We start from the raw sequence: 15,108 nt of genomic DNA on the forward strand, positions 1-15,108 counted from the left end.
TCTGAATAGAAACCAGAACCCTGATTTGTAACAACGTGTTAGTCTGAAGTGACAATTTGTTCTATGATGTTGCGCAAATAACTCTGTCGTACTCGAAGCTGCAACAGTTTTGGCTAGATTCTTCCATCCCAATCATAGCGTTTGTCTATGCTCACGAGGATGCGCTCTGTGGTCGCTTAGCGGCAAATCCAAGAAATGTGGGTATGACAACAACCAAAGGAAGCACCATGTCGTCTGGACTCTTATCTCAAATCAATGTCTTTCCAGTGAAATCGTTAGGTGGGCTGGCACTGTTGTCCGCTTGGGTAGAAAAGCAAGGCTTAACCTTTGATCGTCGTTTTATGCTGGCACTGTCTGATGGAAGTATGGTGACGGCGCGTAAATTTCCGCAAATGGTGCTGATCAAAACCGCGCTGCGCCATGACGGTGTACTGTTTTCCGCACAAGGTCATCCCTCTCTCACTATCCGTTATGCAGATTTCAAGTTGCAACAGGTACCCGCACAAGTTTGGGCGGATAATTTCACTGCGTACACCACCACCGATGAAGCAGACGATTGGTTTAGTCAGGTGTTGGGGATTCGTGTTGAGCTCTTATACTGCGGCGAGCAATCCAATCGTGTACGTGAAAAAGTGGGTCACAATGTCAGCTTTGCCGATGGTTATCCGCTGTTGGTGATAAGCCAAGCGTCGTTGGATGAACTCAATCGCCGCAGCCCTGAGTTTCATTCAATGGATCAATTTCGTACCAACTTGGTTGTTTCTGGTACTGAACCATTCGCTGAAGATAGCTGGAAGCGTATCCGTATCGGCGAAGTGGAGTTTGAAGCCGTCAAACCTTGTGAACGCTGCATTTTAACCACGGTTGAAGTGAAGAAAGGGGCGTTTAGGCCAACCAAAGAGCCGCTGCGTACTCTCTCACAATTTCGTGCTAATGAGCGCGGTGGCGTGTTTTTCGGGCAAAACTTGGTTGCCAAAAATGAAGGAATGATTCGAGCGGGCGATCCGATTGAAGTGTTGGAATATAAAGAGAAAGAAGTTTACCCAGACCAAGGGATCAGCCACTTCACACTGACTTGTGTTGAGCGCGAAGAGATTGCCCGTGATTTTGTGACTTTCTGGCTAGAGCCTGCCCAAGGCATCGCACCTCAGTATTTGCCGGGGCAATATCTGCCAATTGAAATGGTGATTGAGGGTGAGCCTGTGCAGCGTTACTACACGCTTTCCTCTAGCCCATCGCGTCCGGGACGTTTAGCGATTTCGGTCAAGCGCATTGATGGCGGGCGAGTTTCTAATTGGTTGCAAGAGAATTTGCAGATTGGCACGACCTTGATCGCGCAGCATCCTACTGGGCATTTCCATCTGGATACCACAGCACCACAGCCTTTGCTGCTGCTTTCGGCAGGCAGTGGTGTCACCCCTATGCTGTCTATGTTGCGTTATCTGGCGGACCATAACCAACTCGATGATGTAGTGTTTTATCATCAATGCCGCAGTGAGCAAGACATCCCTTGCCAAGCGGAGTTGGATGCCTTGGCAAAACAACATGCTGGGCTGACGCTCATCTATGCGTTAACCCAACCTTCGCCGCAGTGGCAAGGGGAGCAAGGTCGCTTATCTCTCTCGCACATTAAACGCATTCCCAGCCTTGTTTCCCGCCAAGTGTTTGTGTGTGGTCCAGACGGTTTTATGCAAAAAGCTAAGAACTTACTGCTCAAACAAGGGGTAGCGGAACCGGCTTATCATCAGGAAGCCTTCGGTGCGGTGCACGTAGCGCCGCGAGAGAAAAAGGCTGTTAAACTCAGTTTCAATGGTATTCAAGTCTCTGCGGATAATCAGAAAACCTTGCTAGAGCACGCCGAAGACGCGGGGGTGAAAATACCCAATAGCTGCCGTGCGGGCATTTGTGGTGCGTGTAAAGTGAAAGTAAAGTCAGGTTTAGTGGAGCAGCCTAAAGTTCCTGCTTTGATGGATCATGAACGCTCGATGGGCATGGCTTTGGCTTGCTGCTCGGTCGCCGACACGGACCTGGATGTCGAGTTTTAGCCGTTCAGATTTGAAGTGATAAAAAAACCTCCCGTTGGGAGGTTTTTGCATTTTGGCTAAGGTTACACTTTGAATTTATTCAAGATTGCATCCTGTTCGCGGATATTTTCCGTTTGGATTTGCATCGACATGTTCGCTTCATCAGCAGATTCAGCAACTTGATCCGACAGGTCTTTGATCTTGACAGTGTTGTTGTTGATCTCTTCTGCAACTAAGCTTTGTTCTTCCGCAGCGGAGGCGATTTGAATGTTCATGTCGCTGATCTGCTGAATCGCAAGGCGGATTTTTTCTAACGCTTCATTCGCGCCTTGCGCTTGGTTGACCGCACTGGCCGCCGTATCTTTACTGTGGCTCATGGCAATCGCAACCGCATTGGCTCCAGATTGCAGCTTCTCAATCATGTTACGAATTTCAGTCGTGGACTGTTGAGTACGCTGTGCCAGAGTACGAACTTCATCGGCGACCACCGCAAAGCCGCGGCCAGATTCACCGGCTCGCGCCGCTTCAATCGCTGCGTTGAGTGCGAGCAGGTTGGTTTGATCCGCAATGTCGTTAATCACTTTCAGCACGGTTTCAATGTTTGCAGTCGCGCTTTCCAGCACTTTCACATCGTCTACCGCGGCATCAATAGTGGCAGAAAGGGTATCAATGGCTTTAGTGGTTTTGGTCACTACATCCGTACCCGCGGCGGCGGCATCGTCAGCCACTTTTGCAGCTGAAGCGGCACCTTGCGCATTGCTAGCAACATTAGATGAGGTCATGGCCATTTCATGCATTGCAGTAGCGAGCTGTTCGAGCTCATGAAGCTGAGAGCGCATGGCTTCTGCCGACTGTTGTAGCGTCATCGATGTGGATTCCGAACCACGTAATATCTCGGCACCAATCGCTTTGGATTGGATCAACTGCTTCTGTAGCGTTTCAGTAAAGCTATTAAAACCAATCGCCAGTTTGGCAAACTCTTCATCGGTATTGGTACTCAAACGCTGAGTTAAGTCACCTTCACCAGAAGCCACGTTTTGAATCGCATCGTTAAGAGTATCGAGAGGTTTCATTAGGACACGAACGATAAACAGTAGAACAAACACGCTGATCACTAGGGCTATCACAGTGAAGATGAGCGTACTTCTTCGTAATTCATCTAGCGCGGCGTAAGCAATCTCTTCATCAATCACCACACCAACAAACCAATCTTCGCCTTCTACATCGGAGAAACTGACCGCATAGGGTTTGCCATTAATGATGACTTGGTGGGTGTCAGCATTGATTTTGCTCTCGCCCAAAAATTCTGACATGGGTTTACCATTAAACTCTTTTTTCGGGTGAGCGATGGTGGTGCCATCTTCGGACACAATAAAGACATAACCCGCATCAAACAATCTGACTTCATTAACGATCTCCGCGAGCCGCGCTAAGCTGACATCATAGAATATCGAACCGAGAAATTGACCGCTTCTGTCTTTAACTGGGGTGGCGACTGAGATAAGGATATCACCAGTTGCTGAGTCGGCATATGGCGCTGTAATGATCAGTTGGCCTGCATTTTTGGCGTCTTTATACCAAGGACGAACACGTGGATCCCAAGTCGGACCTGGGTTCCAACTCGGGTCGTTATTGATATTTGAACCATCCTTTTCTAAACCTAAGCCAACTAACAAAAAGGTATTTTTGACAATTGGCTGACTGATGATGTTTCGAACATTCTCTGGCTCGGGGTTACTTTCAATTAAGTCAGTGGTGTACTGTGCAAGTCTTTTTCTGCCGTTGAGCACAGCTGCAGTCGTTTTACTTACACCATCGACAACCTCATCAACACTGTCAGAAACCATGCTGCGGATTTCATCTCGGACTTTGAAGTATTGGCTACCCGAAAGCAGCGCAACAGTAGCAAGCAGAAGTACAGACGACGCAGCAACAATTTTATGGCTGAATTTCATCGTGATTCCTTTCCATAACGATAGGGTTATTATTATTAATAAATTTATAGTTATGTTTTGGCACTTCAGCCAGTTAGAGATCACACTTTTATTCGGAGGTTGTGATAATGATTTGATTTATATTGAGATTTTGTGCAACTGCGCGCTTATGGTGTTCGTCCTAAAACTAACGTACAAAGCTGGTGATAATGCTCGGCATTGCCAGAAAACAGTTCCTCGATAATGCTGTGTGTCTGAGTGCCGGATTGGGAGCGTTTGAGCGCTTCACGCACAAGTAGCACCACATGCTGTTCTTTGCTGACACTCGCATGCGCTTGCGGTTGCCATTCCGTGATGGCTTGGGTGAGTGGTGACATCTTCAGTTTTGGGTCACAAGTGGTCAGCTCAAGCATGAGTAATTGGGTGAGATGAGTAAACGCCGGGTGGTGGCGTTCACAGTTTTGTAATCGGTGCAATACGGCCAGCGCAAGCTCAGAACTTTTGATGAATCCTGCATTGTGCGGTAAGCGCACGTTTAAACGCAGTGAAAAATCGACCCGAGTGATGTGTGTGTCCGGAAAAAATGTGAGGCCACACAAGCAGTCGAAAGGAATCCAAAGCGTTTGACCCTTTTCCACGGCATACTCATGCTTTCCGAGTCGAAAGAGTAACAAACCTTGCTCAACGCGGATCAGGCTGTGTTTTAGCGCACGTTTCCGAGCCGATACCTCAAGGTAAGGATAGTGGCGCGTTTCAGACTGAATAGCGTAGTTCATAAGATGCCTCGGGAATTTTAAGGGCGCTAAGATTAACGCTTATCGCAGAAAAAGCCAATTCCCGTGATTGGGGTAAATAAAGGGATACATAATTCTGGTCTGACCTTAGACATCCTTGCTGATAGCAGGGCTAACTATGCGTAGAATAGGCCCGTTTTTTATCTGATGTACAAACCTATGACTTCAACAACTGATCCTTATATTGATATTCGTCCTTACAATGATGACGAGATCCCCGCAGCGCTCTCTCGTCTCATCAACGACCAAGAGTTTATTTCAGCGATTTTGAAACATCGCTTCAAACACCATTCTGCTTGGTTGCGTGCTTTGATGGCACCGCTGGTTAAGTTTTACCTAAAGCGTAAATGGGCGAAGTTGGACAGCGTCGAAGCGATCCAACTTGAGGTAAAAAAATACCTAGACCAAACCTTAGAGCAGACCACGAAAGGGGTGAGCTACAGTGGCTTGGATAAGTTGGATAAAGAACAGGCCTACTTATTTATTTGTAACCACCGTGATATCGCGATGGATCCAGCCTTAGTCAACTACGGACTGCATATGGCAGGTCATCGTACCGTACGGATTGCGATTGGCGATAACCTCTTGAAAAAGCCTTGTGCGACCGAGCTGATGCGTTTGAACAAAAGCTTTATTGTGAAACGCTCGGCAAAAGGTCCAAGAGAAATGATGAAAGCTCTCGGTACGCTGTCGGCTTACATCAAGCATTCGCTGGAGACGGGCCACTCCATTTGGATCGCTCAAAAAGAGGGGCGTGCCAAAGATGGTAATGACCAAACCGATCCGGCTATCTTAAAAATGTTCCACGTTGAAGGACGTCGTCAAAAAATGGAATTTGCCGATTATGTTCGTTCACTCAATCTGGTTCCGGTTTCGATTTCCTATGAGAACGATCCTTGTGACATCGCAAAAGCGCGCGAGCTGTATGAGAAAGCGACACAAGGCAGTTATGAAAAAGGTGAATTTGAAGATATCGAAAGCATCATCCAAGGCATTGTGGGTGATAAAGGCCGTGTGCATGTCGCGTTTGGTGATGTCATTACCCAGCCATTTGAGACACCAGAAGCTCTGGCGCAAGAGATTGACCGACAGATCCACCAGAACTATGTGCTGTTCCCAATCAATCGCTTAGCGGCTGGCCAAGACGATAAAGACATTACGCCAGAAGTGCGCGCAGTGTTACAGGCAAAATTGGCACAGTTGCCTGAGCCAGCTCATCGCTATTTGTTGGATGCTTACGCCAATCCCGTACGTAATCATATCTAATGAATTCCCCCGCTTAAGCAAAAGAGGAGCTCAATCGGCTCCTCTTTTGCTTTTTCTATTTTAGCGAGCGACAGCGCCGCCGAGTGTGAGTTTGCTTGGCCATTTACTGATTTGGTTACCCCCTAAGTAAATATTGCCCTTAACCGTCATGGTGTCTGGGAAGCGAGTGATTTGTGAGCCGCCAATGAAGAGATGTCCTTCAATCACTATGCCTTCTGGCAAGTCAGTGAGCGGTGTGCGGATCACACTGAGATCTCCTTTTACTGTCATTCGTGCTGGTAGGGTGGTTAATGGCGTGTCAGTAAAGTTGAGATAACCGCCTACCTTTACACCGGATGGCCACGATTGAATTTTGGTTCCGAGTAAGTTGGCGTAGCCTTTGATGCTTGTGCCCCGTGGTACTTTTTCCAGCGAACTGTTTGAGGCATCCAAGCTGCCCTCTATGATGGTGCCTTTCGGTAGCGATTTGATCGCAGTTTTAGCGATATTCAAATTCCCTTTGGTCGTGAAGTTTTCCGGCAAGGAAGTGTAGGGCTTGCCGCGCAGATCAAGGTTACCGTAATTGTCGAGATGGTTGAGCACCATGTAGAGATCCAAAGCCATCGCATGTGTGCAACCCGCGATAAGCGACAATGAAAGGGCAATAACACGAAGCATCATGGCGAAGCGTTTATCCTGTGTGGCGAGTTTTGTCAGTATAAAGGGTATCGGCGGCAGTGGAGTAGGCTTTATGGCTTTTCCTATTTATTCCCTTCCTACTTGAAGCTGCAGCGTCAAGTCGTTGGGGATATTGGATTGGCGTCGACGAGGGAGTGAGAAAAGAAAAGCGGGCTTGAGCCCGCTCGATGTGATGAGGTGAAGATTAGCGTGCAAGCGCCCGTGTTTTCAGTTCGAAAATCAGTTTTTCAGCACTCACTTCAAATTTAAAACGAGCGTGCAGTTCTGTCGCGTTATCTGCAACGGGAGCCACTTCATACTCAACATTCGCACAAACTTGCTTGGCTAAGCTAATGTATTCCGCCAGCTTGCCTTCTAAATGCGCTTTATCCGAACCAAACAGAGAAACTTCTGCGACATCATCACCTTCGCGAATAATAAAACCGATTTCGCCAGCGCAGCCACACGCTTCACATACTTCATTTTCTACACAAGTTTGGTTATTCATATCCTAATCCTCTCACGACTTAATTTACTTACTCATAATGGGGCCATTTTAGTCCTCTCTTTAGGCTTATGCCACAAAAATGGTCTGCTACTTAGGATATAAAATGAAGAAGGAAATACAGGGAAATAAAAGTACAAAGCGCGATCATCTGGTGGGAGAGAGTAGGGACTTCTGTGATCTTCTCCGGTAATTTGGCGTTCCAAGTGTCGGAAAATTGTCAGAATTTCGACCAGTTCATTGTCACACTCAATAGATTGTTGGATTATTTGCTTACCAAAATATGATTTATTGCGGTTACCTAGCCAACAGCGGTTTATACAAGTGACCTTGTTCAAAAAAGTAACAAAGGTTTATGCAAATGTAAGAACTTACCGTTTGGCTGTCTAGTATTGAATAGGTGAGTCAAACCGTAGTAGTGAGTTCACTCCATCGTAGTGTTTGCCCCTGATCATTTTAATGATAATTATCGTGCTGCTGACTTGTTAAGCAGACAAAGATTTGACGTTAGAAAAGAGCCTGACCATGCCTAAGCGTAGTAAAGAAGATACTGAAGTGACGATTCAGACCATTATGGATGCGGTTGTCGACCAGTTGCTTCGACTGGGTTATGACAAAATGTCTTACACCACTCTCAGCCAGCAAACTGGGGTATCCCGAACTGGGATCAGCCACCATTTCCCGAAGAAAACCGATTTCGCCTCTGCGTTAGACGGCCGCATATTTAAAATGTTTATGGAATACCTCGATTTTGAACACGACATGGAGGCATTTCGTGACAGTTGGCTAAAAGCCATGGAGAAATCTGAATTTGTGGCCATTTTGCGCCTGCTGTTTCACCACATTGTGACAGCGGAGCGTGCACATGATTTTGCTCATAAAGGGGTTAATCGCCTCTATAAATTGACGGAAGAGAAATTCGGACAAGAGAGCCAAAAAGAAGTGGAATGGTTGCTGGGGCACTCGTTAGTCAGCATGGTGAATTGATTCTTCACCTTCTGCCTACTTCATCAGTAAAAGCTCTGCACCTAAGCGCAACGGTTAGGTACAGAGCTTTTGGTCTATGGGAATAGGGGATAGACAAGCCCTAAAGGTAATGAAACCGACTTGAGAGACACCTCAAGCCGGATAAACCATTGGGAAATCACGAGTAGGATGGGCGGCAACCAGCGCTTGATAGCCGTAAACCTGCTCAATTCTTTCTGCCGTCAGCGCCTGCCAAGGTGCCGCATCACATACAATTTTGCCTTGATGAAGCAGGATCAGGCGATCTGAGTACTGCGCGGCAAGGTTTAAATCATGCAACACAACGACGACGGCACATTGTTCTTCATCGGCTAACTGACGCGCGAGTTGCAGCGTGTTGTGTTGATGAGCGAGATCGAGTGCTGATGTCGGCTCATCCAGCATCAAAATACGCTGTTGACCGGCTTGGTGCAGTTGAGTGAGTACTCGCGCGAGATGTAAGCGCTGCTTTTCACCTCCAGAAAGAGAAGGGTAAAGACTGGCTGCGAGGTGTAACACATCGGTTTTGAGCATGTAATGACGGGCGACACGTTCTACTTCTTTACGCGGTAGATTGAGTGGAATAGCCCCAAGTTCAACCACTTCTTGCGCGGTAAAAGGAAAAGTCAATGAGCTCTGCTGGGGCAAAATGCCCAAATGGTTAGCCAGTTTTTCGGCAGGCCACTGCGATGCTGGAACACCAAAATAATCGAGTTTGCCTGCTCCGCTCATTTCACCGCAGAGCAGCTTCAGCAAGGTACTTTTCCCGGCTCCGTTAGGGCCGAGTAAGGCTGCGACTTCGCCACAGCGCAAGGTGATATCCACATGGTCGAGCACTTGGCGAGAACCGTAGGTGACACAAAGATCCCTGCCTTGAATTGCAATAGTCTGCATCAGAATATTCGGCCTTTTTGTTGGAATAGGAGATACAAGAAGAAGGGGGCACCGACCAGTGCGGTGACAATGCCAATTGGCAATTCAGCGGGCGCAACCGCAACCCGAGCGACCATATCGGCAAGGGTGAGCATCAATGCACCAAGTAGGGTGGAGACTGGCACTAGGTTACGATGATCGGGACCCACCAACATGCGACCAATATGGGGCACCACAAGCCCCACAAAACCGATCATACCCGCGGCACTTACCGCAACCCCGACGCCTACCGCCGAAAGCAGAATCATTTCTCTTTTGAGTTTTTGTACTGGAACACCAAGATGGCGCGCTTCCGCCTCTCCAAGCAATAAGGCATTGAGTGCCATCGATCGCCAATGGAAATAGGCAAATAGTATGATTAGAGTGACACTGCACAGCACAATGCTGGAGGTCGTCGCACCTGCCACGGAACCCATGGACCATAGGGTTAAGTCGCGCAGCATTTGATCGCTCGCGAGATAATTAAGATAACCAATACCTGCGCCTGCAAGAGCCGAAATGGCCACCCCAGCCAGCAGCATGATAGTCACCGACGTCCCAAATTTAGAGGTGCCAAGACGATAAACCAATACGGTTGTCAGCGCGCCACCGATGAAAGCCGCGATAGGCAGCACCAAGCTATTCACCCAAGGCAGGCTTGACACTACATCACTGAGCAACACGATGGCGAGCGCCGCACCAAGAGAGGCACCCGAGGAGACGCCAATGATGCCAGGCTCAGCTAACGGGTTGCGAAATAGCCCCTGCATAGCGGTGCCGCATAGCGCGAGAATCGCCCCAACCAACAAACAAAGGAGCGTGCGTGGTAAGCGAATGTCGTGGATGACGAGGTGAATCGCATTCGTGAGTTGCTCGGAGCGAAAAAGCAGGCTTTGAATACTGTCAGAGATGGTGATGTTCATCGGTCCGACAGTGATGGAATACAGCCCTGCAAAGAAGACCGCCAGAGTCAGGCAACTGACGGTCACAGCAAAAGGAAATCGTCTTAACACTGGGAGTGGCCTCAGGGGTACAGCAGAGCTTGAATACGCTGCGCTTCTTGCAGACTTTTCAGACCTAAGCCGCCGACTAAGGCGTGGCCATCAATCGCGACAATATTCTTGTTTTGTCCTGCTGGTGTTGCCGCGAGCATAGGCACGGCATTCAACACAGCATCAGCACCCCCCAGTTTTTCTAGGCTGCGACCACTGACCAGCACCATGTCAGGTTGCATCTCAATCATGGATTCCATGGACAGCGGTTTATACGAAGTAATGGAAGGAGAGGCAGGATTATGAGCACCGATTAGACCAATAATGGTATCGGGGACGGTATCGCTACCCGCTACGTTGGCCGCACGACCTTCATGCAGTAATAAAAACAGCACTTTCTTAGGTTTTTCCGGACGCATAGCTTGCAACGCATTGAGCTGCTGCTGAACGTTATCTTTCAGCTTTTGAGCGTGTTGTTCGGTGTGGGTGATTTGGGCAATTTGGTCAATACGTGTTAACAAGCCTTGCGGCGTCGAATCACTGTTGATCACATTGACTTGGATACCGGAACTGCGCAGTTGCTGTAATGCAGTATCGGGTCCCATTTCATCTGAACCAATCAGGTGGGTTGGCTCAAGAGTTAACAAGCCTTCAGCGGCTAAGCGGCGGTGATAGCCGACGGTAGGTAAATTGAGAGAGCTTGGTACTTCGCTTGTGACATCGACCGCCACCAATTGCTGCTCAGCACCCAGTGCCAGAATCAGTTCAGTCACTGCACTTCCTGCACTGACGATCCGTTCTTGAGCGAAACTGATGCCTGAGGTGCAGCAGGCCAGTAATAAAGCCAATGATTGAGTGATTTTCATCTTGTTTCCATTAAGAGTGAGAAGGTTCAGTTAATAACTGGGTGGCTTGAATGCCGTTTTCTTGTAAAAAGCTCAACAGTTTGACTAATTGTTGAACCTCAGCCCCTTGATCGGCGGCGATGACTACCGGACGCTTATCCACTTGTACAGACTCTAAAAGCGCCAACGAGAAGTTATGCCAGTCGAGGTAGGGCTTACCATCAATCGCCCAATAAGGTTCGTTAGCTAAGATATTGACGGTGATAGATTCTTTATTCACTTCATTCACTACGGGTGAATCGGTCGTGGGCAGAGCTACTTCCAACGATTCCAAGCGTACTGACGCGGTCAGCAGCAAAAACACCATCACGATAAAGATGATATCAAGTAGCGGAGTGAGATCCGGAGTCAGGCCGAAGTCGTTGTGTTTGGCTGAGGACTTGATCATAGGTTTTCCGTTGTGGCCTCTTGCGGTGTCACGACTGTCAGTGAAGCGTCGGCGTGCAGTGTCATGCCTTCTAGCCACAGGTTCACGTAGTTCAGGGTATGTTCCAGTTTAGCCATAGTGCGATCCGCCCACAGGTTGAGCAATTGGGCCCCCGCAACTGCCGGAACGGCAATCAGTAGACCGGCTGCCGTGGTGTACATTGCAACCCCTAAACCATCGGCTAACACATTGGGGGTAATACTTCCGGTCGTGGCGGCCACCCCTTTAAACATTTCAATCAGGCCAAGTACGGTACCCAACAGACCGAGTAAAGGGCTGATCACACCAATCAAAGTCAAGAGACGCAACCCCGAGTTAAACTGGTGACGCTGCTCCTGTAGCCAAATGCCCGCCGCATCTTCGCGCAGTGATTTATCAAATTGGTGATGGGCCAAAAGCATCGCCACTCCGCGATACAGCACCGGACGCTTACTCGCGAAATGCTCTGTAAGTTCAGCCAGTTGCTTTGAATTTTTTGGGGAGGTAGCTTGCAAAGCTTGACGAATCGCTCCTTTACCTACGGTTAAACTGAGCAGCACTTGAAATAGGCGCTCCGCGAGCAGCATTACCGTTAATGCTGAGCAAATGAAAAGTGGCCAAGCCATCAGGCCTAGCTGTTGTTGGAGTTGTTGTAACGATTCCATTAGCCTTCCAATTTAAAACGAATAGGGATATGAATTCGGTGAGCTACGGGCACACCGTCAAGAATATGTGGAGAAAATTTCCACTGTTTAATGGCTTCGAGCGCCGATTGATCTAGGGCTTCTGTGCCGGATGAAGAGAGCAATTGCTGCTTGATTTGATTACCTTGCGCATCCAGCCAAATTTCATACATCACTGTGCCTTCGATCCCGCGCTTACGAGCAATACGTGGATAACGTGGTTGAACTTGCGCGCTCACTAAAGCGGGCTTATCCACCAAAATAGGTTGACTTGTGATGCCTTGGCTAGCCGCCGTGGGCTGGCTCGGTTGCTGGTTAGGCGTTGGCGCAGGCTTTTGTGCGGTTTCAGCGGTACGCTCTACCTTCTCCGGTTGCGGCTTCGCTACCGATTTCGATGGGACTTGCTCAGCCGGTACGGGTTTTTTCACGGTTTGAGGTTTAGGTTTGTGCGGCTCCACCTTCGGCTTAGCAGGCGGAGTTTTTACGACTTCTTGTACTGGTGTCGGCTTGACCGATTCCGGTTTTGATTGTTCTGTTTGGGTTTGCTCTGGTTGAGCGGGCACGACTTTAGGCATCGAAACCATATTGATCGAAACCGATTGAGTTGGGTTTCCAGCAGGCATTGCAAACACCTGTGCTTCATCTGTCGTGATAAGCAATAGCGCGTGAAAAGCTAGGGAAAGCCCTCCCGCAATGACATATCTGTTCAGATTCACGTCCTTCTCCCTCACGATGATCAGCGATATTGCTCCTGTCTCTCTGAAAACTCAGCAAGTGGCAGGCTGATCAAACTGGCTATTTCAATTCATGCAGACTAACGGATATGGATAAATCCATACGTGATTAGCCTTAGTGGGCAAATATTATTGCTCAGCATCTTAATAATAGCAATTATCAATTGCATTATCATTAGCGTCAATTTATGATTTTGATCGTATGAGATGAAGAGAAGCGCAGCCCTTGTTGTATGGGGATTGGCTTGAGAAATGAGAATGTTGATTTTAGATAATTTTGATGAATCTATTTTGGGTGCGAATACGCCAGATCCGCTGCGTTTTGCTTTTCAAAATAAGCATTCAGCCCATGCAGGCGGTATTGCGATGCCTGTACCGAGTCATGAGCAGGCGAACGTGTGGCAACACATCACCCAACAAGTCAGCCAACGTCAACAGGTGCGGTGTCTCTACATCCATGTTCCTTTTTGTCGAGTACGTTGTACTTTCTGTAATTTCTTCCAAAACGCGGCGAGTCGCCAGTTGGTGGATGCGTACTTTGCAGCGTTACTTGAAGAAATCAAACAAAAATCGGCACTGCCTTGGACACAAACTGGCGTCTTTCATGCGGTCTATATTGGCGGGGGGACGCCGACTGAGCTCTCTCCCGAGCAAATCCGGCAGTTGGGCACTGCAATCCGTGAGTCGTTTCCATTAACGCCAGATTGTGAAATCACTCTAGAAGGTCGAATTCATCGCTTTAGTGATGAGATGTTTGAAAACGCTCTGGAAGGGGGCTTTAACCGTTTCTCTTTTGGTGTGCAGAGTTTTAATACTCAGGTTCGCCGCCGAGCCAAACGACTGGATGATCGTGAGGTGGTGATGGAGCGAATTGCTTCGTTGGCCGCGACCCAACAAGCGCCGATTGTGATTGATCTACTCTACGGCTTACCCTACCAAACGGCGCAAGTGTTCGAGCAAGACCTGCAAGATTTTATGCAGACTGGAGCACAAGGGGTTGATTTATACCAGCTCGTCGTTGGCGGTAGTGCCCCTATGCTCAATCTGGTTGAAAAAGGCAAATTACCCCCACCGGCTACTACGCCAGATAAAGCCTCCTTGTACCAAATCGGGGTGGAATTTATGGCAAAGCACCATCTGCGTCCATTGAGCGTAAACCACTGGACTCGCGACAACCGCGAGCGCAGTCTTTATAACAGTTTGGCCAAAACCTATGCTGAAGTGCTCCCGATTGGTTGTGGCGCGGGCGGGAATATGGGCGGTTACTCACTGATGCAACATCGCCAGCTCGATACTTACCTTGACGCGATGAAAAATGGTCAACCGCTTGTCGCCATGATGGCTCGCCAACATGAATATGAACCCCTGTTTGCCGCCTTGAAAGCCGGATTTGACTCGGGCGTCATCGCCAAACAGCGTTTACCTAAATTTTATCACCACCAAACCTTTGACTGGTTAATGCCACTCTTTTTACGCTGGCAACAAATCGGTCTGGTTGAGGTGGAGCAAGACTATCTCACTCTGACTACAGCCGGGCGTTTCTGGTCGGTAAGCCTTGCGCAGGCGTGTATTCAGGTACTTATTCATTCGTACAAATATCAACAGCAGCGTATCGCATAAGCATAACTAGACTGGAAAAAATAATGGAATCATTACAACAGCAAGTCGCTCAACTGCTTGAGCAGCAACCCACTTTATTACCTGCCGCCATGGCTGAGCAACTCAATGTCACTGAGTTTGACATCGTGCATGCTCTTCCTGAAGAGATGGTCGCGGTGGTGGATGGCTCTCATGCGCAAACCATTTTAGAAAGTCTGCCAGAATGGGGCCCTGTCACCACGATCATGACCATTGCGGGTTCTATTTTTGAAGTCAAAGCGCCTTTTCCAAAAGGGAAAGTTGCACGGGGTTACTACAATTTAATGGGTCGTGATGGGGAACTGCATGGCCATTTGAAACTCGAAAATATTAGCCATGTGGCTTTAGTCAGTAAGCCATTTATGGGACGCGAGAGCCACTACTTCGGCTTCTTTACCGCTCAAGGTGAAAACGCGTTCAAAATCTATCTGGGACGTGATGAGAAACGCGAATTGATCCCAGAGCAAGTCGCACGCTTTAAAGCAATGCAGCAACAACACAAACAATAATAAACCATCGTTGAGGAGAAAGAGATGGATCAGCAAGTTAAGCAAGAGCGTTTGCAGGGTCGTTTAGAGCCAGAAATCAAAGAGTTCCGTCAAGAACGTAAAACGCTGCAACTGGCGACTGTCGATGCGCAAGGTCGTCCGAAT

Annotated in this window: 16 protein-coding genes; 6 read left to right on the forward strand and 10 right to left on the reverse strand. The window is 48.3% G+C overall.

Annotated elements, in window-relative coordinates; all coding sequences use genetic code 11:
• The first annotated feature begins 227 nt into the window (after positions 1 to 227).
• The gene (locus tag GOU96_RS14000) at positions 228 to 2,045 is read left to right on the forward strand and encodes a hybrid-cluster NAD(P)-dependent oxidoreductase (protein ID WP_267782310.1); all 1,818 of its coding nucleotides are present in this window, start codon (positions 228 to 230) and stop codon (positions 2,043 to 2,045) included.
• A 62-nt stretch (positions 2,046 to 2,107) separates the two neighbouring features.
• Here the strand turns inward: GOU96_RS14000 and mlp37 are convergent, their stop codons facing one another.
• Together mlp37 and GOU96_RS14010 are read right to left on the reverse strand one after the other, a co-directional pair.
• Positions 2,108 to 3,979 (reverse strand): methyl-accepting chemotaxis protein Mlp37, encoded by a 1,872-nt coding sequence (mlp37, locus tag GOU96_RS14005; RefSeq protein WP_134987665.1) that lies wholly within the window; start codon positions 3,977 to 3,979, stop codon positions 2,108 to 2,110.
• A 146-nt stretch (positions 3,980 to 4,125) separates the two neighbouring features.
• Positions 4,126 to 4,734, reverse strand: a complete 609-nt coding sequence (locus GOU96_RS14010; RefSeq protein WP_267782315.1) for an AraC family transcriptional regulator — start codon at positions 4,732 to 4,734, stop codon at positions 4,126 to 4,128.
• A gap of 177 nt (positions 4,735 to 4,911) precedes the next feature.
• Between GOU96_RS14010 and GOU96_RS14015 the strand changes: the two genes are divergently transcribed.
• Positions 4,912 to 6,018: a 1-acyl-sn-glycerol-3-phosphate acyltransferase gene (locus GOU96_RS14015; protein WP_000204883.1), complete on the forward strand. Its 1,107-nt coding sequence runs from the start codon at positions 4,912 to 4,914 to the stop codon at positions 6,016 to 6,018.
• 60 nt (positions 6,019 to 6,078) lie between these two features.
• Here the strand turns inward: GOU96_RS14015 and GOU96_RS14020 are convergent, their stop codons facing one another.
• Together GOU96_RS14020 and GOU96_RS14025 are read right to left on the reverse strand one after the other, a co-directional pair.
• A complete protein-coding gene (locus tag GOU96_RS14020) occupies positions 6,079 to 6,678 on the reverse strand; it encodes a hypothetical protein (RefSeq protein WP_095462235.1) in 600 nt (199 codons plus the stop codon).
• A gap of 202 nt (positions 6,679 to 6,880) precedes the next feature.
• Positions 6,881 to 7,183 carry a YfcZ/YiiS family protein gene (locus GOU96_RS14025; protein WP_001961344.1) on the reverse strand — a complete coding sequence of 101 codons (303 nt, stop codon included), beginning with the start codon at positions 7,181 to 7,183 and terminating at the stop codon, positions 6,881 to 6,883.
• 522 nt (positions 7,184 to 7,705) lie between these two features.
• Here GOU96_RS14025 and GOU96_RS14030 point away from each other — a divergent pair.
• The gene (locus GOU96_RS14030) at positions 7,706 to 8,167 is read left to right on the forward strand and encodes a TetR family transcriptional regulator (RefSeq protein WP_001126285.1); all 462 of its coding nucleotides are present in this window, start codon (positions 7,706 to 7,708) and stop codon (positions 8,165 to 8,167) included.
• Positions 8,168 to 8,299: 132 nt separating this feature from the next.
• On the opposite strand, the gene GOU96_RS14035 is transcribed toward GOU96_RS14030, so the two are convergent.
• Genes GOU96_RS14035 through GOU96_RS14060 form a run of 6 tightly spaced genes read right to left on the reverse strand, consistent with a single transcriptional unit; the run spans position 8,300 to position 12,799 of the window.
• A complete protein-coding gene (locus tag GOU96_RS14035) occupies positions 8,300 to 9,079 on the reverse strand; it encodes a heme ABC transporter ATP-binding protein (RefSeq protein WP_001193094.1) in 780 nt (259 codons plus the stop codon).
• The gene (locus tag GOU96_RS14040; RefSeq protein ID WP_080483573.1) at positions 9,079 to 10,110 is read right to left on the reverse strand and encodes a FecCD family ABC transporter permease; all 1,032 of its coding nucleotides are present in this window, start codon (positions 10,108 to 10,110) and stop codon (positions 9,079 to 9,081) included. Before GOU96_RS14040 ends, GOU96_RS14035 begins: the two co-directional genes overlap by 1 nt.
• 11 nt (positions 10,111 to 10,121) lie before the next feature.
• Positions 10,122 to 10,955, reverse strand: a complete 834-nt coding sequence (locus GOU96_RS14045) for a hemin ABC transporter substrate-binding protein (protein ID WP_175249913.1) — start codon at positions 10,953 to 10,955, stop codon at positions 10,122 to 10,124.
• A gap of 10 nt (positions 10,956 to 10,965) precedes the next feature.
• On the reverse strand, positions 10,966 to 11,382 hold the full coding sequence (locus GOU96_RS14050; RefSeq protein WP_042989657.1) for an ExbD/TolR family protein: 417 nt from the start codon (positions 11,380 to 11,382) through the stop codon (positions 10,966 to 10,968).
• Positions 11,379 to 12,065, reverse strand: a complete 687-nt coding sequence (locus GOU96_RS14055; RefSeq protein ID WP_000445090.1) for a MotA/TolQ/ExbB proton channel family protein — start codon at positions 12,063 to 12,065, stop codon at positions 11,379 to 11,381. The genes GOU96_RS14050 and GOU96_RS14055 overlap by 4 nt, the downstream gene beginning before the upstream one ends.
• The gene (locus tag GOU96_RS14060) at positions 12,065 to 12,799 is read right to left on the reverse strand and encodes an energy transducer TonB (protein ID WP_059260180.1); all 735 of its coding nucleotides are present in this window, start codon (positions 12,797 to 12,799) and stop codon (positions 12,065 to 12,067) included. The genes GOU96_RS14055 and GOU96_RS14060 overlap by 1 nt, the downstream gene beginning before the upstream one ends.
• A 276-nt stretch (positions 12,800 to 13,075) precedes the next feature.
• Between GOU96_RS14060 and hutW the strand changes: the two genes are divergently transcribed.
• The 3 genes from hutW to GOU96_RS14075 form a co-directional block, all read left to right on the forward strand.
• Positions 13,076 to 14,437, forward strand: coding sequence for a heme anaerobic degradation radical SAM methyltransferase ChuW/HutW (hutW, locus tag GOU96_RS14065; RefSeq protein ID WP_267782323.1), 1,362 nt, complete (start codon positions 13,076 to 13,078; stop codon positions 14,435 to 14,437).
• Between the two features lie 23 nt (positions 14,438 to 14,460).
• Positions 14,461 to 14,964, forward strand: coding sequence for a heme utilization cystosolic carrier protein HutX (gene hutX, locus GOU96_RS14070; RefSeq protein ID WP_000445093.1), 504 nt, complete (start codon positions 14,461 to 14,463; stop codon positions 14,962 to 14,964).
• Between the two features lie 24 nt (positions 14,965 to 14,988).
• The coding region (locus GOU96_RS14075; protein ID WP_324701985.1) for a pyridoxamine 5'-phosphate oxidase family protein at positions 14,989 to 15,108 on the forward strand (120 nt) is incomplete at its 3' end.

It is taken from the genome of Vibrio sp. R-1, from assembly GCF_035615595.1.
GTDB lineage: Bacteria > Pseudomonadota > Gammaproteobacteria > Enterobacterales > Vibrionaceae > Vibrio > Vibrio cholerae.